We start from the raw sequence: 20490 nt of genomic DNA, 5'->3' as shown, positions 1-20490 counted from the left end.
TTAAATTTTATTTTAAATCAAATTCTTATATTAAAGCGTAGAATGCAAATATTACTGTTTTAGTATTTTATGTACTCATTATATTCTACGTTTTCTTTTTCGCCAAATACATTTATTGTTAATCATCTAAATTAAAATCCCGAGTATCGACATAGCCACCGCCGCCTAAATTTTGTAGAATACAGTTTTTATTCCATGGTGCTCCTTTATGACCGCTTGGACTGCTCACGTCACTGTTGCAACTGTCGTCGAAAAAAATGGAAAATTCCTGTTCGTTGAAGAACATACTGAAGGTGTCACCCATACCGTATTCAATCAGCCAGCAGGCCATGTGGAGGCAGGTGAAACCATTGTCGAAGCAGCCATTCGTGAAACCATGGAAGAAACCGGCTATCAGGTTAATGTCATTGATCTGATCGGCATCTATACCTATACCCCACCGATGTTCCCGGATCGTACCTATTTCCGTTTCTGTTTGAGAGCAGAAGCCATCAGCCATGATGAAAATGCTGAACTGGATACCGGTATTGTCGGTGCAGTCTGGATGACGCTGGATGAACTGGTTGAAACCGCACGTGCTCGCAGCCCATTGGTGATTAAAGCCGTGCAGGATGCCCAAGCTGGCAAACGCTATCCTTTATCGCTCATTTACGAGCACCAAAATTCTCCCTTAATTTCAAATTTGGATGCCTAATCCTATGCAACAACGTGTCATCGTCGGTATGTCTGGTGGTGTAGATTCATCTGTGTCTGCAGCTCTCCTCCTTCAACAGGGTTATCAGGTTGAAGGTCTTTTCATGAAAAACTGGGAAGAAGATGACGGCACAGAATACTGTACGGCAATGGAAGATCTTGCCGATGCACAAGCCGTTTGCGACAAGATCGGGATTAAACTGCATACTGCCAACTTCGCGATGGAATACTGGGATCGCGTGTTCGAGCATTTCCTGGCTGAATATGCTGCTGGCCGTACGCCAAACCCGGATATTTTGTGTAATAAAGAAATTAAATTCCGTGCCTTCCTGGATCATGCGATCAATCTCGGCGCCGACTTTATTGCCACCGGTCACTACTGTCGTCGCGGCGAGACTATGACCAATTCACGTGGTGAGCAATATGCTCAATTACTGCGTGGTTATGACAATAATAAAGACCAGACTTACTTCCTGCATGCGGTTCATGGTCGTGAAATTAATAAGACCCTGTTCCCTGTCGGTGAAATTGAAAAACCACAAGTACGTAAAATTGCAGAAGAATTAGGTCTGGCAACAGCCAAGAAAAAAGATTCTACGGGTATCTGTTTTATTGGGGAACGTCGCTTCAATGACTTCTTGAAGCAATATTTACCGGCTCAACCTGGAAAAATCGTGCTGGAAGATGGCAAAGAGGTTGGTGATCATCACGGCTTAATGTACTATACGCTCGGTCAACGCGGCGGGATCGGTATTGGCGGTATGAAAGGCGCGGAAGAAGGTGCCTGGTTTGTGCTGCATAAAGATATCGAAGGCAACCGTCTGGTGGTGGGTCAAGGTCATGAACATCCACTGATGCAAAGTACCATATTGTGGTCTGAAGCGATTGACTGGGTAGCCGGTGAACAGGATATTCCTGAATCAGGTTTCCGCTGTACGGCAAAAACCCGCTACCGTCAGCCTGACCAAGCGTGTACTATTTTCAAGGATCCAGAAACACCAAATGGTGTTCGTGTTGAATTTGATGAGTCGCAACGTGCTGTGACCCCGGGTCAAAGCGTTGTATTCTACTCAGGTGAAGTTTGTTTAGGTGGTGGCGTGATTCATCATACCAATGCGCCTAAACCTGATTTTATTAAAGGATGATTTCGGCATGACGGAGTTACCGTTTCAACAAGCCACAACGTTGAATGTTCGTCAAAATCGTGCGTTGGCGCTAGCGGGGGTTTTTCAGGCCACCCAGCTGACGCATATGACTGCATTGACGGGACAGCAAAGCATTGGTGAAAGCGGTAATTTCTATTTTGAGCAGTTGATTAAAGCCAGTTTAAATATCCGTCCAAGTGGCAAGTTAAATGCCCAGACCTTAGACTTCTTTAATCAGCTGGCCGATATTTCCCTCGGTTTAAAAACCCTGGAAAGCAGCATTACCCAACCTTTTAATACGTCTCCAAAATCCAGACTTCCAAAACTTTCATCGACCAAACTTCCAATGTCCTATGCCATGGCACTTCTTCAGTTAGAAAAGAAGGTCTATAGTAATCCCAAGTTTGTTGAAATCATCGAACAATCCCAGCAAAAAATCCTCAGACAGCTCTCCTTCTTCGATAACAATTACATGCACCCCAGCATCATTGCCAATCTCGCTCAGACCTATGTCGATACCGCCGGACAGATCAATCCGCGGATCATGGTGCGTGGCAATGCTGAAGCATTTAAAGATTCCGGTCATACCAACCGCATCCGTGCTTCACTCTTTACTGGACTGCAGATGGCGCACTTATGGCGTCAGCTTGGTGGCAGTTCATGGGGCATGATTTTTGGCAAGCGCAAGCTGCTACAGGATATCCAAAATCTCGCGCGCTTACAGTTTCAGGTGATCTAAACCATGTTGTTGTACGCGCACCGTTTTTCGTTTAATTCCAAAATTTAGGGAATCGATATGAACGCTTTAACTGCACTTTCTCCATTAGATGGACGCTACGCTAGCAAATGTGATGCGCTGCGCCCTTTTCTTTCTGAGTTTGGTCTGATCCATGCTCGTGTGACTGTTGAAGTGCGTTGGTTACAAGCGCTTGCCAACCGTCCTGAAATCACTGAAGTGCCAGCTTTCTCATCTGAAACCAATGCTGCACTTGATGCGATTGTTGCAAACTTCTCTGAAGAAGATGCCAACCGCATTAAAGAGATCGAACGTACTACAAACCATGACGTGAAAGCGGTTGAGTATTTCCTGAAAGAAAAAATTGCAGGGATTGAAGAGCTGAAAAATGCGGGTGAATTCATTCACTTTGCATGTACCTCTGAAGACATCAATAACCTGTCTCATGCTTTAATGCTGAAAAATGGCCGTGATGTTTTAATCGCGTCTATGCAACAAATTATCGATTCAATCGTGGCTTTGGCTGAGACTCACGCTGAACAGCCAATGCTGTCTCGTACTCACGGTCAAACTGCCAGCCCAACCACTTTGGGTAAAGAAATGGCGAACGTGGCTTACCGTCTGGCTCGTCAAATCAAACAGTTCAAACAAGTTGAACTTCTAGGCAAAATTAACGGTGCTGTAGGTAACTACAATGCGCACTACTCTGCTTACCCAGAAATCAACTGGCCTGCTCATTCACAAGCATTTGTTGAATCTTTAGGTCTGACTTTCAACCCGTACACCACTCAGATCGAACCGCACGACTATATGGCGGAACTGTTTGATGCACTGCGTCGTTTCAATACCATCCTGATCGACTTTAACCGTGACGTTTGGGGTTATATCTCTCTTGGCTTCTTCAAACAAAAACTGAAAGAAGGCGAAGTGGGTTCTTCTACCATGCCGCATAAAGTGAACCCAATCGACTTTGAAAACTCTGAAGGTAACCTGGGTATTGCAAATGCCGTATTGGCTCACCTGGGCGAAAAACTGCCTGTATCTCGCTGGCAGCGTGACTTAACTGACTCTACTGTTCTGCGTAACATGGGTGTTGGTTTTGCACAAAGCTTGATCGCATTTGAAGCTTGCTTAAAAGGTATCGGTAAACTTGAACTGAATGCTGCTCGTATTCTTGAAGATCTTGACCACGCACAAGAAGTTCTGGCTGAACCAATCCAAACAGTAATGCGTCGTTACAACGTTGAAAAACCATACGAAAAACTGAAAGCACTGACTCGTGGTCAAGCGATGACTCGTGACATGATGGTGAGCTTCGTGAATGGTAATGAGCTTGAAGCAGTTCCTGCTGCAGACCGTGCACGTCTGGCTGAAATGACCCCTGCAACTTATACAGGTAATGCTGCTGACCAGGCAAAACAAATTAAAGACTTAATTTCTAAAATCTAATTTAGATAATTAAGACCAAAAGCGAGGCTCCGGCTTCGCTTTTTTTATTTATAATTATTTTCAACTTTAAAACAAAACGACAGATAACAAGATGATAGATCATCGATTGAGCGGCAAACATTTGATCAGCCTGGGGGTTTTGGTGGCTGCGATCATTGTTGCCAGCATTCAGCCTCTGGAAATGCAATCCTATTTACTGCATCAGACCGGTACCCTATTTATGATCGGTATGCTGATTTTCTGCCTGTATAAAATCGGACTCAGTTTTCTTAGTTTTAATCTGTATATTCTGTTTTTATTCATCCATATCGTTGCAGCACATTATCTATATTCTTATGTGCCTTATAATGACTGGATTCAGACACTGTTTGGCTTTGACCTAAATGCTCTCATAGGCTGGTCTCGCAACATGTTTGACCGTTTTGTGCATCTGGTTTTTGGCCTGTTGCTCTATCCTGTTTTTTATCGACTGTTTCAGGTCTGGTTACCCCAGCAAAAACCATTCACCATTTTTCTTTTAGTCATTCAATTTGTGATGGCAACCAGCCTGATTTATGAATGGATTGAATGGCTGATCGCCATTGGCTTATCACCTGAACAGGCGGAAAGTTATAACGGCCAGCAAGGTGATATGTGGGATGCCCATAAAGATATATTATTAGCGACAGTTGGGGCGATGTTTACTGGTGGATTGATGTTAATTCCAGCAAATAAAAAAGCCCACTAAAGTGAGCTTTTTTATTTGCTGGAATTAAAGACTTAGATTTTATATTTTCTTATTTTAAATTATGGAAGTGGGCAATATCGCTGCCAATCATCTTTCATTTTTTGCAATTCATTACCCGTCAATATCTCGCTGTAATAAATATAATAGGTGGCATCGGGATATTGAATCTCATGTCTGTACATAATTCCACGTAGAGAAACAGGCAACTCTTCTGGGAAGTCATCCGCTAAATTCAGTTCCTCAAATTCATAGTTAAAATAACAATTTTGGATTGCTAAAAATGCTTCAGCCACGGTCATCTTTCTGCTCTTAATGGAAATATGCTTCATTTTAGCTGATGAGCAGTAACCATGGCTGATATTTATGAAGGTTCAATCCATTTAACCAGCTTAGATTCTGCCAAATGCGGATATTTGAACTTATCTAAATATTCAAAGCAGGCTTTTTGACCTTGAGGAATTTTCTTTAGATGCTTATCAAAAAATAGATGACGATTATATTGAGCACCATCAAAGCGGATGCTGACACGCTCAAAGTAACCACCACGACGAGCATTGAATTGGTAAAATTGAATCACGCCACAGTCCTTCGAAGGACTAACTGGTGGAGCATCTGGCTTTAAAAATGCGTAAAGTAAAAAGATTGAAGTGCCCGGAAGAAAGCTGAGCCAAAATAAAATCTTCTTCGATTCGTCAGTGGTTAATTTCGCTTCAGAATAGAGCATAAATAGCATCGGAATAAAAATGATACTGAATAAGCCGAATAGTAAAAGAAACGTGAGCATATAAATGAGAAACTTCTATAAGTCAGTTACTTATAGCACAATTTTTTGATTTTAAATCATAAAAAAAGCCCACCGAAGTGAGCTTTTAGATTCATAACTGAATAACCAATTAAAGTTTAGGATCACGCATCTGTACCAGATTTGAATTGGCTTTGGTTAATGTATCTACTACTTTATTCATCACCGCAGGGATAAAAGAATCTGCAATTTGTGCTGCTTGCAAACCTAGTTTTTCGCCCAGCGTTGGTTTTTTACGGGTCTGGATTAAATACACATCATGTTGTGGTAATAGGCCTAGCAGATATTCATCGGAAGTTTGCAGTTTATCTACCAGATTCAGGTCTAGGGCATCCTGACCATACCAGTGTTCACCCGTTGCCACTTTTTCAACATTTAACTGTGGACGATATTTTTCCACGAAGTGTTTAAACAAGGCATGTGTCTGTTGCAATTCTTCTTCAAACTTGGCTTTGCCTTCTTCGGTATTTTCACCAAACATGGTCACCGTACGTTTGTATTGACCCGCAGTATAAAGTTCAAAATCGATCTTGTTTTCTTTCAGCAGACGGTTAAAGTTCGGCACCTGTGCCACTACCCCAATTGAACCCACAATCGCAAACGGCGCAGAAATCACTTCATTTGCAATACACGCCATCATATAACCGCCACTGGCTGCCACTTTATCGACACAGATGGTCACATGGAAACCCGCTTCACGTAAGCGCACCAGTTGCGCAGCTGCAAGACCATAACCATGTACCATACCACCCGGACTTTCTAAACGTACAATGATACGATCACGACCAGCTTTTGCTGTAGATAGAATCAGGGTAATTTCTTCACGCAGGCTTTCTACTGCAGACGCAGCCATATCACCTTTAAAATCGAGCACATAGATTTTCTGGTTAGTTTTCTTACGCGCACGCGCTTCTTTTGACAATTGCTGGCTCAATTGCAAAAGTTCCAGTTTAGATGAAGTTGTTTGCGCTATTTTTTTTCGTTGCTCATTAATGCGCGCATTCAAGTGACTAATACGGATTTCAGCGGGTAATTTGGGGGTATGAAATAACATAAAAATCGGGTCTCAATTATTTATATAGGTTTCAATTTAAGATAAGGTCAAATGATTTTTTTTCAATAGAATATTGTTGTTTAATTGCTGAAACAGAGCAGTATCCATGGGGCTCTAGTAGAGCAAAAATAATTTGTACTATAAAAGATTGATGCCATGCTGATAACCTGCCCAGAGAATAACACCCAGCAATACAGCAGAATTCGCATATAAGGCTTTTTCCTGCTTTTTAAAATAGAAATTCAAACTGAGTCCATACAGCAATCCAATCAGTGTATAAAACATGCTGCCGCCTTGTAATTGATGCCACAGACCACCCATGCTTAAACTTAATGCAATCAGCAGCATCAGAAAAACTGACATCTTTTTGAGTGTTTCCATAGCGGATGCAACCTTTTCTTAACATCTATCTTTTGACAGCTCTGCCATGTCAAAGACGGCATATTCTATAAGAATTTAGGGCACAATAGGATTCGGTTTATTTTTCCACATTTCACTGATTCAATTGATATATCTTCTATTCTTTGGTTACTTTTGGATATAAAAAAAAGAGCTTTTTAGCCCTTCTTTCTTGAGATAAGACTGATTAACCAAAACGCCCGGTAATATAGGCCTCAGTGAGCTGATGATCTGGCTGGGTAAAGACTTTCTCGGTCGAGTTGACTTCGATCAGATCACCTAAATGGAAATAAGCAGTCCGATCAGAGACTCGCGCTGCCTGCTGCATGGAGTGAGTCACGATAGCAATGGTGTATTGGGTTGAAAGCTCGGAGATCAGTTCTTCAACTTTGGCTGTTGCAATCGGATCGAGTGCTGAACAAGGTTCATCCATTAGAATCACTTCAGGAGAAACGGCAATCGTCCGTGCAATACATAAACGCTGCTGCTGACCACCCGACAGCCCCGTACCCGGCTGATTTAAACGGTCTTTGACTTCATCCCATAATCCCGCTTTACGCAAGCTGTTTTCTACGATTTCTTCCAGATCATATTTATCCCGTGCCAGACCATGCAATTTTGGCCCATAAGCGACATTGTCAAAAATCGATTTTGGAAAAGGGTTTGGCTTCTGGAACACCATCCCCACCTGCGCACGCAGCAATACCACATCCAGATTCGTGTCATAAATATCCTGATGATCCAGCAACACCTTACCGGTTACACGACAGCGATCAATCGTGTCATTCATCCGGTTTAAAGTACGCAGGAATGTTGACTTACCACAACCTGAAGGACCGATAAAAGCAATCACTTCATTTTCATAGATGTTCAGATCAATACCTTTAATTGCTTCTGTTTCACCATAGTAAACATGTACATCTGAGGTACTGATTTTGACCTGATCTGACTTTTTCGGTGCTTTGTTTTCAGCCTGAGTATCAAACTGGGAAACAAAAGCAGTCGCCGGCTTTTGGGTCACAGAATCTTGGGTAAATTGTGTATGTTGTGGATTCACAGACGGATCCTTTTCTAAGGCATTTATAGTTGGATTTGCTGTATTCATATTCTGCTCTTCCTTACCAACGGACTTCAAATTTCTTACGTAACCAGATGGCTAAGCTGTTCAGGCTGATCATCATGGCCAGAAGTACAATAATGGCTGCTGCAGTACGTCCTTCGAAGAAGTTACGTAGCTCATTGCCTTGCCACAGGAAAATTTGCACCGGCAATGCTGTGGATTGATCAAATGGTGAAGCCGGTACACTTGCGACAAAAGCACTCATCCCGATCAATAATAGCGGGGCCGTTTCACCCAGTGCTTGTGCCACACCAATAATCGCCCCCGTCAAAATACCTGGTAGTGCAAGCGGTAAAACATGGTGAAATACGGTTTGCAAGCGTGATGCACCTAAGCCTAATGCTGCCTGACGAATGGATGGCGGTACGGCTTTAAGTGATGCACGCGTAGTAATAATCACAGTCGGTAGTGTCATCAAACTTAATACCAGACCACCCACCAACGGTGCTGACAGTGGTAAATGCATCCAGCCAATAAAAATCGCTGCACCGAGTAAACCAAAGACAATGGAAGGAACTGCTGCAAGGTTATTAATATTCACTTCTACGACATCGGTAATCCAGTTCTTTGGTGCAAATTCTTCAAGATAGATGGCCGATGCTACCCCGATCGGAATCGAGATAAAGATCACGATCAGCATCATGAACAATGAGCCCATAAATGCGCCTGCGAGACCTGAGGTAGCAGGTGAACTGCGCGAGTCCGGACTGGTAAAGATATTGGTATTAAAGCTACTTTCTATGATTCCGGCAGCTTTCATATCATCCGCAAGCTGACGGACTTCAGGACTGAGCTGTTGCTGTTCATCGGGCAGATCGCGGTCAATATTGCCAGCCAGCCAGACATCAACATTGGCATCTGCCAGAATTTTTACGTCTTTGGTTTGACCGACCAGAGCCGGATTATTCAGTACCATATCCCGCAGACGATACGCTTCTGAACTGGTATATAAATAGCCCAGTTCATCACGCTGGCTTTCCAGCTTACTGTCTTTGGCAATCATGCCATTTACAATCAAGGCATCCCAGTCAACCAGACCGACCTGCATTTGCCAATCCACCATACGCTGTTCAAATTGTGCCTGGGATTCTCCCGCAGCCTGTTTAGGTTTAGGATTAATATTGACAATGGCTGGATCAAAATGAATCGGCAAGCTCATACTGCTTTGCCAGAATGCCGGCAAACCTTTGCCCAAAATACTGCCGAAAAGAACTACCACAAAGAACAAACCAGCCAATACGGCAGAAAGCCCCATGACACGAAAGGTTTTTTCTTTGCGATGACGTCGTGCCAGAGAGCTTTGAATGGTCTTCCTGCGCTTTTCACGTTGCTCAGCAGCCACAGATGGATCAATAGGCTGATCTACAGGCGTTGTATTTGAAGTACTCATTAGTCGTATTGCTCTCGATATTTACGCACGATGTACAGTGCAACAATGTTCAGCCCTAATGTAATGACAAACAGGGTAAGACCCAACGCAAAAGCCACCAGCGCCTGCGGACTGGCAAAGTCAGTATCACCCGTAAGCTGATTGACGATAGTAATGGTCACTGTTGAGACTGCTTCCAGCGGATTGGCATGCAGTTGCGGACTGTTTCCTGCTGCGAGTACCACAATCATGGTCTCACCAATGGCCCGCGATGCCGCCAGCAAAAAAGCGCCAATAATGCCGGGTAAAGCGGCTGGTAATACGACCTGACGAATCGTTTCAGATTTGGTCGCGCCCAGACCTAAAGAACCATCCCTCAAGGCACGTGGTACCTGGGTAATAATGTCGTCTGATAAAGATGACACGAATGGAATAATCATGATGCCCATGACGAAGCCAGCAGTAAGCGCACTGGTGGCATTAATATCAATACCGACCAAAGCACCTAGACTTTTAAGAAATGGCCCCAGAATCATTAAGGCGAAAACACCGTAGACAATCGTTGGAATTCCAGCCAAAACCTCAATGGTCGGCTTTGCCCAAGCTCGGAAGCGTGGTGATGCGTACTCGGCCAGATAAATCGCAATCATCAGTCCTAAGGGGACTGCAACAAGTAATGCAATCCCGCTGACCATCAATGTTCCCCACAGCAATGGCAATAATCCATAACTGCCTTCGGCATGACCCGTGGTGCTAAAACCCGGATCCCATTCGGTGCCAAAGAAGAAATCCAGTGGACTGACAAAGCTGAAGAATCGCATGGCTTCGCCAAACATCGACATCACAATGCCGAGTGTGGTCAGGATGGCTACTCCAGAACACAAGGCCAGCCCGATATTCATGATCTTTTCGACCTGATTCCGTGCACGAAAATTCTGGCTGATCCGTTTTTTTGCCCAGACCAGACCGGCCAAAGCCACAGAAATGACAACTGCCAGTTTGGCAAAAGTACCGATGGTAGAAAATTTAGCTAATTGTTCTGCTGCTGCAAGTTCATAAGCAGCCGGCTGATCACTGACACCGAAACCGGAAGCCAATGCCTGTACACGATCTATGACCACACTCAGACTGGCTTGATCCAGATGAGTCAAAACATCATGAGGCAGGTGTTTAATTACGACCTGTTCCAGCAGGCTAGGTTCAACAATGTTCCATGCCATCAGAATCAAAAATGCAGGAAGTCCACACCACAAAGCTACGAGCGCGCCATAATATCCAGGACGTGAATGTAGCATCGCAGAATTATTGCCCTGACCTGCTAGTTTCCGGCTTTTACTTAATCCGATTTGATAGGCGATGGCAATTAAAGCCAGTAACACACCTATAAGTAGCAGATTCATGTATTCTCCATGGTTCTTTTCAGGATTTTAGTCTGTGAAAAAACTTGCTTGCCATGAAAAGCCGATGACAGGTCGACTGTCACCAGCATTTCCCTAAATCCTGTTTTATTTCACTACTACGGCTTTTGCAGCCTTAAAATTTGCCAGCACTGCTGCACGTTCTTTGTCTGACATTGAAATCAAGCCGGCTTTTTCCAGCTTGGAACCCTTACCCGATACCTTTTTATTCAGGAAATACTCTGTGAACTGTTGCAAACCTTTGATTGATTTCAGGTGTTCGCCTTTGACATAGAAGAACAATGGACGAGATACCGGATAAGCACCGTTTAAAATGGTCTTTTCAGAAGGTGCCACGTTATTGACTGTAGCTACACGCAGACGATCACGGTTCTGGTCATAGAAGCCCAGACCAAAGACACCGACTGCACTTGGTGAGGTCTTTAAACGTGCCAGGGTTTCAGTATAGTCACCTGATATTTCAATGACGCGTCCATCCTTACGGAAGGTGCTACACGCCTTTTTCTTGGCATCTTTATCTAGAGACTTAATTGCAGCATACGTTTCACAGCCTGCATCCACCATCTTCTCCTGGAAGACTTCACGTGTGCCATGATTTGAAGCCGGAATCACTAAAGTGATGGGTTCATTCGGCAAAGCTGGATCAATCTGGTTCCAGCGGGTATATGGATTAGCCACCATTTTCCCTTTAGAAGGTAACTGCGCAGCTAAAGCAGCATAAACATGCTGAGGTCGTAATTTATAAGCGGCTTTATTCGAATTAGATGCAAAGACAATCCCGTCATACCCGATCTTGATTTCTAGTACCTTGTTAACACCATTCTTTTTACATTCTGCCAGTTCGGCACTTTTGATTTGACGCGAGGCATTGGCAATATCAATGGTATTGTCCCCTACACCATTACAGAACTGTTTTAGGCCGCCAGATGAACCACCTGAACCAACGACTGGTGTTTTAAACTGAGGGAAAGTATTGCCAAATTCTTCAGCGACAATACTGGCATAAGGTAAAACAGTAGAAGAACCTGCGATTTGAATAGTGTCACGTGCTGCATTCGCTGTCGTGGATGCCGCTACCCCCGCTGCAATTAAGATTGCTATATTTGTTAAGCGCATTCTGGATCTCTCTCATTTATTAAAATTTCGAGTACACCACTTTTGATTCAGTTGAGTACCTGTTTTCGATACTTACATTTTGATTTTGGAATATGACAGCCGGGTTACAGCTTTATGACGGTTTTATGATAATTAATCCGTCACCTGATTAAGACAATATAATAGAAAAAAGACCCTGTTCAGGGCCTTTTTATTTAAGTGGTGGGTTCAGTAGATTCAGGCAAGAGCACAGGTTTCCTGCGATATTTCATCACATACATCACCGTCAAAAACAGCAACCAGACCGGCACCAATGCAACAGCAATCTGCATTTCTTTGGTAAAGCTCATGATCATTAAAATCATGATGATAAATGAAATCGTCAGGTAATTACTCCAGCGGCCAAACAGACTTGGGAATGCGGTCGTCTGCTGCTGTTCCTGCATGGCTTTTCTGAATTTCAGATGGGTCAGTGAAATCATCAGCCAGTTAATCACCAGAGCTGAAACCACCAGTAGCATCAGAATACCAAAAGCTTCACCCGGCATGAGGTAATTCATTAATACACAGATACCGGAGACTGCTGCCGAGAATAGAACAGCATTCACCGGGATACCACGGCGGTTAATTTTCTTTAAGAATGCCGGTGCATTACCCTGCTGAGCCAGACCCAATAACATACGGGTATTACAATAAATACAGCTGTTATAGACCGAAAGTGCAGCAACTAGAACTACAAAATTAAGGACATTGGCCACGCCGTGACTATTCAATGACTGGAAAATCATTACGAACGGACTACCGCCTTGCGCCACCAGATTCCATGGATAGAGACATAGCAACACACCTATGGCGCCAATATAAAAAATGAGTACACGGTAGACAATTTGATTGACTGCTTTTGGAATGGTCTTTTCTGGATTTTTGGTTTCACTAGCAGCAATACCAATCAGCTCCAGCCCACCAAATGCAAACATAATCACGGCAAGTGCCATCATAAAACCCGACCAGCCCTCAGGGAAAAATCCGCCATGCTGCCACAAGTTTGTCACACTGGCCTGACTTCCTGCAGAACCGCTAAACAGCAGATAGATCCCGAATCCGATCATGCTTAAAATGGCAATGATCTTGACCATGGAAAATATAAATTCGCTCTCACCGAAAAATTTGACATTGACCAGATTGATCCCATTCATAAGCAGGAAGAATGCCAGTGCCGTGAGCCAGGTCGGAATCTCCGGCCACCAGAACTGAATAAAAGTACCAATTGCACTCAACTCAGCCATACTCACTAAGACATAGAGCACCCAATAGTTCCAGCCTGAAATAAAGCCTGCTTTTTTGCCCCAGTATTTATTGGCAAAATAACTGAATGAACCACTGACCGGTTCATGCACCACCATTTCACCCAATTGGCGCATGATCAGAAATGCAATGATGCCAGCGATGGCATAGCCCAGAAGCACTGATGGGCCTGCCAGCTGAATTGTATGTGATAAACCTAAAAATAATCCTGTACCGATCGCTCCACCTAAGGCGATTAGCTGGATATGCCGGTTGGAAAGCTGTTTTTTTAATTGATGATCTTCAACATCCATATTGTCACTCCTTGTGAACAATTTTTTTAATTTCTACATTTTGCTAGATTGCCTTTTTGTAGGGAGGTGTATTCTGCTCAACCAGCTGCTTATAACCATATTCACCATAGTCATAGCGTGCCACGACTTCAGCAAACTGTTTTAAACGTTGTGGTGCATCCATACGTGGGAGTTGCAGTTCAATCAGACATAATTCCTCAGCCTGATGAACTTGTGCGAGTGTACGCTTTAATTCTGCCGGGGTTTTCACTATATGAGCCTGATGCGGAGTATCAGCAGAAAAGACTTGGGCAAACTGACTGTATTGCCAGTTCTGAATATCGTTGTACTTGGCATTTTCACCCATGATCAAACGTTCAATGGTATAGCCGCCATTATTTAAAATAAAAATTACAGGTTTTAAGCCTTCTCTTAATAAGGTAGAAAGCTCCTGAATGGTCAGCTGAATCGAACCATCCCCAATAAATAACAGATGACGGCGCTTCGGTGCAGCAAGCATACTGCCAAGCAAAGCAGGCAAGGTATAACCGATTGAACCCCAGATCGGTTGAACCAGATATTTGGCAGTCACCGGCAAGGTCAATCCTGATAAACCTGCATTGGCAGTGCCCACTTCTGCCACAATCACATCATCTTCCTGTAAGAACTCAGAAATCTGCTGCCAGAGTGCGGTTTGACTAAGCGCAGTATTTTCTTCGAGCTGCTGAGTTTGTAAAAGTGGTTTTGGTGCAGGATTAAAAGTACGTGGCTGATCATCTAAAGTCTGTTTTGAGATGGCTTGGATCAATTGAGCTAAATCCAGTCCACTAATCATCTGCCCATCCAGACAAAGACAGGAATCTGCCAGATACAACATATTTTGTGCGGATACACGATGTGAGAAAAATGCTGTGGCAACATCGGTAAAACGTGGCCCAATAGCGATCAGGCAATCTGACTGCTCTACCAACTGACAAGTCGATGCTGCGCTTGCTGCACCTGCATAAACGCCCGCATATAAGGGGTGACTTTCATTCATGATATTTTTGGCAGTAGACAGACAGGTATAGGGAATCTGCATGCGCTCAGCCCAATTTTGCAGCATATCGGTAAGCTGGAAAATTTCAGCTTCATTGTCAATGAGCAGAACTGGCTGACGTGCCTGTTTGATGCGTTTGGCTATCCGTGTCGCAGTTTCTTGCAGAAGTTTTGGATCACTTTGGGGTCGGCTCAGATCTAGAGGCTGCTTTGGCACTTTAATCTGGAGATGGGTAATATCTGAAGGGAGCTGGATATGAACCGGTCGACGCATCAAAATACATTGCTTTAATACCCGGTCAATTTCACTCACTGCATTGGCTGGAGTCAAACGCGTCTGTGCCACGGTAAATTCGCGCATGCAGTTCATGATATTGTCATAATCACCATCGATCAGGGTATGGTGTAACAAAGCACCCTGTTCTACGGCATGTAAAGGCGGAATACCGGAAATATGCACCATGGCAACCTGCTCGGCATATGCACCTGCAATGCCGTTAATCGCGCTCAGGTCACCCACACCATAAGTGGTGAGTAAAGCACCGACACCATGCAGACGTGCATAACCATCTGCTGCATAGGCTGCGTTTAGCTCATTACAGTTACCGATAAATTCCAGTTTTGGATCAATTTCGATCTGTTCTAAATAGGAGAGATTAAAGTCACCTGGCACACCAAAAATATGCTGAATTCCTAGTTCTTGCAGGCGCTGATTAAGGTACTGACCAATTTCCATAAACATTATTATTTTCCCTATCACTTATTATGCTTCAATTACAGAATATTGCATTTCATTTTCTGATTTCGTGCATAATGCAAGTCACAATGATTCAAAAACACATAAAACGTGTATCGGATAAGGATTCAATGCAATGGATGCAATGGATAAATTTGACTGGAAAATCATCCAGGCTTTGCAAAAAAATGGGCGCCTGACAAATCAGGAAATCGGAGATTTAATCGGTTTGTCAGCCTCTCAATGTTCTAGACGGCGTCAGCTGCTAGAGCAAAAAGGAATTATTTTGGGTTATAGCGCCTGCATTCATCCTGAAGCTTTGGGAATTGCAGTTTTGGCTATGGTTCAGGTCAATCTCAAAACACATGACGCAGCAGCGAAGATCGCTTTTCAACAATTGATTGAAGAAGAAGAAGCTATTCAGGAAGCTTTTTCTTTAAGTGGTGATGCAGATTTCATGTTAAAAGTAGGCGCTAAAAATCTGGAAATGCTGGCAAATTTTGTGACTGAAAAATTACTAAGCTGTAATTTTATCGGCCATATCAAATCTTATATTGTCTTAAATAAATTCAAGCAATTACATTTTGATTTTCAGGCTGCCCGCCCTTTATTACGTTGATATATCTTAAAGTAAAAGAAAAAAGCTCAAGTTAAACTTGAGCTTTTTTTGATTTAAGTTTTATTAATATGAACAACCTGCTGAATCGTATTTTCGAGCAGCCCACTCAGTCCAAACTGTGCGCCGATGCCCGAATGTTTCCATCCACCAAAAGGTACATGCGGGAAAATCTCACCATGCGTATTGATCCACGCCGTACCACAACTCAGTCGTTGAGCAAACTGCTGCGCCTGCTCCAGATTGGATGACCAGATCGAACCACCTAAGCCAAAATCCGTATTGTTGGCTTCAGTCAGTACTTCTTCAATATCGTGATAACGAATCAAAGGTAACACCGGACCAAACTGCTCTTCCTGCACCAGACGGCTATCTGGGCTTACATTGGTCACAATTGTTGGTGCAATAAAATAGCCTGTATCCGGTAGATTCTGACCAGATGTCATGACTATTGCACCTTCATCCTGAGCTTCCTGAATCATGGTCTGAACTTTTTGGTATTGCTTGATGTTTTGCACTGGGCCAAAAGTAGTCGTCTCGGCTAAACCATCTCCCAGAGATTGTTGCTGTGCGACTTTTACTAATTCCTGTGCCAGTGAATCATATTGGCTGTCATGCACATACAGCCGTTTCAACGCTGCACAGGTCTGGCCCATGTTGATAAAAGCTCCATTAAAGATTCGGGTTGCCATTGCCTGGATATCGGTATCTGGCAAAACAATGCCTGCATCATTGCCACCAAGTTCCAGTGTCAGATGTTTGAAAGTCGCGGCTGCATTTTGCATGATTCTTTGCCCAGTTACGGTCGAACCGGTAAATACTACTTTGGCAATTGCAGGGTGACTGGTCAGCTTAGCCCCAACTTCTCCGCCTCCTGTAAGTATAGAGACCACTCCAGGTGCAACTTCTTGCTGAATCAGCTCACCGAGTCGAAGTGTCGACAATGGGGTAAATTCTGAAGGTTTATTGATCACCACGTTGCCAGCGCGAATTGCCGGCATGATATGCCAGACAGCAATCATTAAAGGCCAGTTCCATGGGGTAACCGATGCCACGACCCCTAAAGGCCGATGATGAAGTTCGATCCGCTTGTTGGCATCATCCTGTAAGATTTCAGTTTCAATCTTGAGTTCTGCCTGATAGCGGGTCCAGGCAATGGCCCCATCGACTTCAAATTCAGCCAGTGCATAGGGTTTGCCCTGCTCCTGCACCACTAAACGCGCTAATTCTTCTCGGTGTTCTTCAATACGATCTGCAATACGATGCAGGATTGCCTGTCGCGCAGCATCATCCATATTTTTCCATTGGTGAAAAGCCTGCTCGGCACTACGGATGGTGTCTTCAATTTGTGCTTCCGAGGGAGAGGAACACAGTGCCAATACCTGCTCATCAGCAGGATTGATCACTACAAAACTTTCGGCAGCGCCTTGTACCATTTTTCCTTGAATAATACAGCCAACGGGTTGGGATACATGCAAATTAGTCATCTCTTCATCCTGAATCAGATATTTTTGTTGTTCCCTGACATTAGCTGATTTTGTCTGAATGGAGCTTGCATATCACATTAGGCATAAAGTCCTGAATGCACATTTTGTGCATGGAAAATAGAAGAATCATCTTTCGGGATGCTTTTTTGGAACTTTAAATATTGCTTCCTTTAATTTTTTGCCTATAGCTCATTCTTCCTTACATCCTGTTCGAATTTATGCAACAGGATGTCCTGATCTTTGAAATTTCGTAGAACATCACACTGGCCTATATTGGAAATAAAGAATCACAGTGATAGCGTCATGAATAGCACAACCATTCCAGTTTTCAATCCAGATTTACCAATTCACATGACATTTGAAGAACATGACTGGCATCTCCTGGCTCAATATTGGTATCCAGTGGCCTTAGCCCGTGATGTCTCTGAACAGCCGCTAGGGACAATGTTGTTAGATATGCCACTGGTCATTTACAAGATGCAGGATGAACTAGTTGTGGCCAAAGATGCCTGTCCGCATCGTGGTGTGCCTTTAAGTCTGGGAAAAAATGATGGTCAAGGCATCGTCTGTCCTTATCATGGCTTGCATTTTGGTACACAAGGTAAATGCAACCGTATCCCTGCCCATCCACAGCATAAAATTTCAGATCGTTTTCATTTACGGACCTATGCCGCGGTTGAACGTTATGGTCTGATCTGGTGTTCACTGACAGCTGACAAAGATGCTGAACCGAATATTCCAGTGATGCCTTATTGGAATGATGCAGATTATCAGCAACTGGTTTGCCCACAAGTCGACATCAAATGTTTTGCTGGCAGACAGCTAGAAGGCTTTATTGATGTCGCCCATTTTGCCTGGGTACATCCGGATACCTTTGGTGATCCGAATGATGTCGAAGTCCCGGATTACACCACAATGGAAACTGAATATGGTTTTAATGCCGACTATATCAGCAGTGTCGGCCGTTATCCGATTGGGTTAGATCAGCGCGGTCAGGAAGATTTTAAATGGCTACGGCATTTTGAAATTAGTCTGCCCTTTACCGCAACCCTGACCATCCATTTCCCTAATGATGCCAAACAGGTGATTATGAATGCTGCTTCACCGATCACCGCCCGTCAGACCCGACTGTTTGCTCCTATCTGTCGTAATTATGATAAAGACTTACCCGTTGAAGAAGCCTACGATTTTAATCTGAAGATTTTTGAAGAAGATCGCCTGATTGTCGAAAACCAGAAGCCTGAGTTTTTACCGCTAGACTTATCTCTGGAAGCACATTTCCCGGCAGATCGCAGCTCCAGTATGTACCGTAAACTGTTAAGGAAAAAAGGCTTTAGTCCTTTATTTGCAGCTTAATTTTATTTAAAAATCATTATCTATGTGTCAGCCAAATTCCAATAAAAAAGGAGATCTTAACGATCTCCTTTTTTTCACCTGCAATTGATTAAGCAAAAGGAGATCTTAACGATCTCCTTTTTTTCACCTGCAATTGATTAAGCAATTGGCGGTGTATAAGTCCCATCCGCAATTGAATCCTTGATACGGTCCGCTTCTGCAAGCACGAGTGCCAACAGGTTCTTCACGTTTTCAAGGGTTGCAACCGGGCTTAAAGTCGTCATTTTCAGTGATTGAACTTGACCCACTTTAGTCACACCAATATTTGCTTCACCACGTGCAAACAGTTCATCCGCGACGTTCTGGTTCAAAGCATCCACAAATTCAGCTGGATAGCCTGCTGGAACTACACGGAACAATACTGATGCGAATTGTGGCTCAACCAGAAGTTCTAAACCATCAGTTGCTTTGATGTAGTCTGCCACTTCGCGAGTCAATTTCACGCCATGGTCGATCATCGAACCATAAAGCTCTTCACCCAGTGCTTCTACAGTCATCCACAATTTCAACGCGTCGAAACGACGAGTGGTTTGTAGTGACTTCGATACCAGGTTAGGAACACCGTGCTCTTCGTCGTACGCAGAGTTCAGGTATTCAGCTTCATAGTGCATGAAACGATAGTTCGCTTCATCTTTCAGCAAGAATGCACCGCATGAAATGGTCTGGAAGTAATGCTTATGGAAATCCAGTGTCACAGAATCAGACAGCTCGATACCATCCAACATAGAACGATAGTCATTCGACAGGATCAGTGCCCCACCCCATGCTGCGTCGATATGCATCCACGCGCCATATTTATTGGTGATTTCACGAATCTGTTTCAGTGGATCAATTGCACCAGCATCAGTAGTACCCGCTGTTGCCACCACACATGCCACGATTTTACCTTCAGACTGAAGATGCGCCATGGTTTTTTCCAGAGCATCAACATCCATCTGCGCATTTTCGTTCACAGGAACAGTCACAACGGACTGGAAGCCCATGCCCATCATCGCCATGTTCTTTTGCACAGAGAAGTGTGCATTTTCAGAACAGATGACTTTGACGTTACGCATTGCATCCGCTGGGATACCATCACGCTGAACCGACCACGGATTACCGTTTTCATCTTTCCAGTTTTTCGCGATGCAGGCATCACGCGCCAGCAATACGCCCATCAGGTTGGATTGCGTACCACCAGAAGTGAACACACCTGCCTGACCTGAACCATAGCCGACTTTTTGGCGTAACCAGTCAATCAGCTGAACTTCCATCAAAGAACCCGCTGGGCTTTGATCCCAAGAGTCCATGGACTGGTTAGTGGCGTTAATTAACACTTCCGCGATCTGGCTGGTTACCATCGTCGGGCAATGCAAATGCGCAAGCGAATGCGGGTGATGTACTTTCAAGCTCTTGTTGAGGAATAGCTCAACCATACGCTCTAAAGATTTCTCTACGCCCAAGCCTTCTTTAGAAGGATTGAACGCAATTGCGCTACGCAATTCCTTGATGCTACCGCCGGTATACATCTTGTCGTTTTGCAACCATGCTGCAACCGCTTTGGTCGCCTGATCCATCGCCGACTCATAGTCAGCGATAGATGCAGCATCATTGCAGAGTAACGCTTTACGGTGTTCTGCAAAATCTACCATGAA

At 43.9% G+C, this 20490-nt stretch carries 19 protein-coding genes; 7 read left to right on the top strand and 12 right to left on the bottom strand.

Going from position 1 to position 20490, the window contains the following annotated elements; translation table 11 throughout:
• Nucleotides 1-208: 208 nt before the first annotated feature.
• From FTV34_RS07385 to FTV34_RS07365, 5 genes are all read left to right on the top strand, one after another.
• A complete protein-coding gene (locus FTV34_RS07385; RefSeq protein ID WP_180069657.1) occupies nt 209-694 on the top strand; it encodes an NUDIX hydrolase in 486 nt (161 codons plus the stop codon).
• Nucleotides 695-698: 4 nt separating this feature from the next.
• Complete coding sequence (mnmA, locus tag FTV34_RS07380) at nt 699-1838, top strand: tRNA 2-thiouridine(34) synthase MnmA (protein WP_034703632.1); 1140 nt, start codon at nt 699-701, stop codon at nt 1836-1838.
• Between the two features lie 7 nt (nt 1839-1845).
• On the top strand, nt 1846-2577 hold the full coding sequence (hflD, locus tag FTV34_RS07375; protein WP_004782648.1) for a high frequency lysogenization protein HflD: 732 nt from the start codon (nt 1846-1848) through the stop codon (nt 2575-2577).
• A gap of 57 nt (nt 2578-2634) precedes the next feature.
• Nucleotides 2635-4023, top strand: a complete 1389-nt coding sequence (purB, locus tag FTV34_RS07370; protein WP_004782649.1) for an adenylosuccinate lyase — start codon at nt 2635-2637, stop codon at nt 4021-4023.
• Between the two features lie 91 nt (nt 4024-4114).
• Nucleotides 4115-4750 carry a DUF2238 domain-containing protein gene (locus tag FTV34_RS07365; RefSeq protein WP_125278405.1) on the top strand — a complete coding sequence of 212 codons (636 nt, stop codon included), beginning with the start codon at nt 4115-4117 and terminating at the stop codon, nt 4748-4750.
• Nucleotides 4751-4809: 59 nt separating this feature from the next.
• Here FTV34_RS07365 and FTV34_RS07360 read toward each other — a convergent pair whose 3' ends face one another.
• The 10 genes from FTV34_RS07360 to FTV34_RS07315 all read right to left on the bottom strand — a co-directional run bounded on the left by FTV34_RS07360 (nt 4810) and on the right by FTV34_RS07315 (nt 15364).
• Nucleotides 4810-5049, bottom strand: a complete 240-nt coding sequence (locus FTV34_RS07360; protein WP_159123128.1) for a hypothetical protein — start codon at nt 5047-5049, stop codon at nt 4810-4812.
• Between the two features lie 62 nt (nt 5050-5111).
• Nucleotides 5112-5534, bottom strand: a complete 423-nt coding sequence (locus FTV34_RS07355; protein WP_180069654.1) for a hypothetical protein — start codon at nt 5532-5534, stop codon at nt 5112-5114.
• A 109-nt stretch (nt 5535-5643) separates the two neighbouring features.
• On the bottom strand, nt 5644-6606 hold the full coding sequence (gene sohB / locus FTV34_RS07350; protein ID WP_159123126.1) for a protease SohB: 963 nt from the start codon (nt 6604-6606) through the stop codon (nt 5644-5646).
• Between the two features lie 138 nt (nt 6607-6744).
• The gene (locus FTV34_RS07345) at nt 6745-6987 is read right to left on the bottom strand and encodes a hypothetical protein (RefSeq protein WP_180069651.1); all 243 of its coding nucleotides are present in this window, start codon (nt 6985-6987) and stop codon (nt 6745-6747) included.
• Nucleotides 6988-7192: 205 nt separating this feature from the next.
• Entirely contained in the window at nt 7193-8110 is a 918-nt protein-coding gene (gene pstB, locus FTV34_RS07340; RefSeq protein ID WP_218946477.1) for a phosphate ABC transporter ATP-binding protein PstB, read from the bottom strand.
• Nucleotides 8111-8123: 13 nt separating this feature from the next.
• Complete coding sequence (pstA, locus tag FTV34_RS07335) at nt 8124-9515, bottom strand: phosphate ABC transporter permease PstA (RefSeq protein WP_180033326.1); 1392 nt, start codon at nt 9513-9515, stop codon at nt 8124-8126.
• Nucleotides 9515-10894 (bottom strand): phosphate ABC transporter permease subunit PstC, encoded by a 1380-nt coding sequence (gene pstC, locus FTV34_RS07330; protein ID WP_180003467.1) that lies wholly within the window; start codon nt 10892-10894, stop codon nt 9515-9517. Before pstC ends, pstA begins: the two co-directional genes overlap by 1 nt.
• A 105-nt stretch (nt 10895-10999) precedes the next feature.
• Entirely contained in the window at nt 11000-12028 is a 1029-nt protein-coding gene (locus FTV34_RS07325) for a substrate-binding domain-containing protein (RefSeq protein ID WP_180003469.1), read from the bottom strand.
• Nucleotides 12029-12222: 194 nt separating this feature from the next.
• Nucleotides 12223-13605, bottom strand: coding sequence for an amino acid permease (locus FTV34_RS07320; RefSeq protein ID WP_159123120.1), 1383 nt, complete (start codon nt 13603-13605; stop codon nt 12223-12225).
• Between the two features lie 43 nt (nt 13606-13648).
• Nucleotides 13649-15364: an alpha-keto acid decarboxylase family protein gene (locus FTV34_RS07315; RefSeq protein WP_180069649.1), complete on the bottom strand. Its 1716-nt coding sequence runs from the start codon at nt 15362-15364 to the stop codon at nt 13649-13651.
• Between the two features lie 139 nt (nt 15365-15503).
• Between FTV34_RS07315 and FTV34_RS07310 the strand changes: the two genes are divergently transcribed.
• A complete protein-coding gene (locus FTV34_RS07310) occupies nt 15504-15977 on the top strand; it encodes an Lrp/AsnC family transcriptional regulator (RefSeq protein ID WP_034703664.1) in 474 nt (157 codons plus the stop codon).
• Nucleotides 15978-16030: 53 nt separating this feature from the next.
• On the opposite strand, the gene FTV34_RS07305 is transcribed toward FTV34_RS07310, so the two are convergent.
• On the bottom strand, nt 16031-17410 hold the full coding sequence (locus FTV34_RS07305) for an aldehyde dehydrogenase family protein (protein ID WP_257226136.1): 1380 nt from the start codon (nt 17408-17410) through the stop codon (nt 16031-16033).
• A gap of 354 nt (nt 17411-17764) precedes the next feature.
• Between FTV34_RS07305 and FTV34_RS07300 the strand changes: the two genes are divergently transcribed.
• On the top strand, nt 17765-18817 hold the full coding sequence (locus FTV34_RS07300) for an aromatic ring-hydroxylating dioxygenase subunit alpha (protein ID WP_180069643.1): 1053 nt from the start codon (nt 17765-17767) through the stop codon (nt 18815-18817).
• Nucleotides 18818-18954: 137 nt separating this feature from the next.
• On the opposite strand, the gene FTV34_RS07295 is transcribed toward FTV34_RS07300, so the two are convergent.
• Nucleotides 18955-20487 (bottom strand): aspartate aminotransferase family protein, encoded by a 1533-nt coding sequence (locus FTV34_RS07295; RefSeq protein WP_034703653.1) that lies wholly within the window; start codon nt 20485-20487, stop codon nt 18955-18957.
• Between the last annotated feature and the right edge of the window lie 3 nt (nt 20488-20490).

Source organism: Acinetobacter sp. YH16038, assembly GCF_013417275.1.
Taxonomy (GTDB): Bacteria; Pseudomonadota; Gammaproteobacteria; order Pseudomonadales; family Moraxellaceae; genus Acinetobacter.
The sequence above is the reverse complement of the archived record's forward strand: the minus strand, read 5'-3'. Positions and strand labels throughout refer to the sequence as shown.

Excerpts from the sequence above, each read along its gene's own strand:
- FTV34_RS07385 (WP_180069657.1), top strand. The coding sequence starts at position 209 with ATGACCGCTTGGACTGCTCACGTCACTGTTGCAACTGTCGTCGAAAAA.
- mnmA (WP_034703632.1), top strand. The coding sequence starts at position 699 with ATGCAACAACGTGTCATCGTCGGTATGTCTGGTGGTGTAGATTCATCT.
- hflD (WP_004782648.1), top strand. The coding sequence starts at position 1,846 with ATGACGGAGTTACCGTTTCAACAAGCCACAACGTTGAATGTTCGTCAA.
- purB (WP_004782649.1), top strand. The coding sequence starts at position 2,635 with ATGAACGCTTTAACTGCACTTTCTCCATTAGATGGACGCTACGCTAGC.
- FTV34_RS07365 (WP_125278405.1), top strand. The coding sequence starts at position 4,115 with ATGATAGATCATCGATTGAGCGGCAAACATTTGATCAGCCTGGGGGTT.
- FTV34_RS07360 (WP_159123128.1), bottom strand. The coding sequence starts at position 5,049 with ATGACCGTGGCTGAAGCATTTTTAGCAATCCAAAATTGTTATTTTAAC.
- FTV34_RS07355 (WP_180069654.1), bottom strand. The coding sequence starts at position 5,534 with ATGCTCACGTTTCTTTTACTATTCGGCTTATTCAGTATCATTTTTATT.
- sohB (WP_159123126.1), bottom strand. The coding sequence starts at position 6,606 with ATGTTATTTCATACCCCCAAATTACCCGCTGAAATCCGTATTAGTCAC.
- FTV34_RS07345 (WP_180069651.1), bottom strand. The coding sequence starts at position 6,987 with ATGGAAACACTCAAAAAGATGTCAGTTTTTCTGATGCTGCTGATTGCA.
- pstB (WP_218946477.1), bottom strand. The coding sequence starts at position 8,110 with ATGAATACAGCAAATCCAACTATAAATGCCTTAGAAAAGGATCCGTCT.
- pstA (WP_180033326.1), bottom strand. The coding sequence starts at position 9,515 with ATGAGTACTTCAAATACAACGCCTGTAGATCAGCCTATTGATCCATCT.
- pstC (WP_180003467.1), bottom strand. The coding sequence starts at position 10,894 with ATGAATCTGCTACTTATAGGTGTGTTACTGGCTTTAATTGCCATCGCC.
- FTV34_RS07325 (WP_180003469.1), bottom strand. The coding sequence starts at position 12,028 with ATGCGCTTAACAAATATAGCAATCTTAATTGCAGCGGGGGTAGCGGCA.
- FTV34_RS07320 (WP_159123120.1), bottom strand. The coding sequence starts at position 13,605 with ATGGATGTTGAAGATCATCAATTAAAAAAACAGCTTTCCAACCGGCAT.
- FTV34_RS07315 (WP_180069649.1), bottom strand. The coding sequence starts at position 15,364 with ATGTTTATGGAAATTGGTCAGTACCTTAATCAGCGCCTGCAAGAACTA.
- FTV34_RS07310 (WP_034703664.1), top strand. The coding sequence starts at position 15,504 with ATGGATAAATTTGACTGGAAAATCATCCAGGCTTTGCAAAAAAATGGG.
- FTV34_RS07305 (WP_257226136.1), bottom strand. The coding sequence starts at position 17,410 with ATGGTACAAGGCGCTGCCGAAAGTTTTGTAGTGATCAATCCTGCTGAT.
- FTV34_RS07300 (WP_180069643.1), top strand. The coding sequence starts at position 17,765 with ATGAATAGCACAACCATTCCAGTTTTCAATCCAGATTTACCAATTCAC.
- FTV34_RS07295 (WP_034703653.1), bottom strand. The coding sequence starts at position 20,487 with ATGGTAGATTTTGCAGAACACCGTAAAGCGTTACTCTGCAATGATGCT.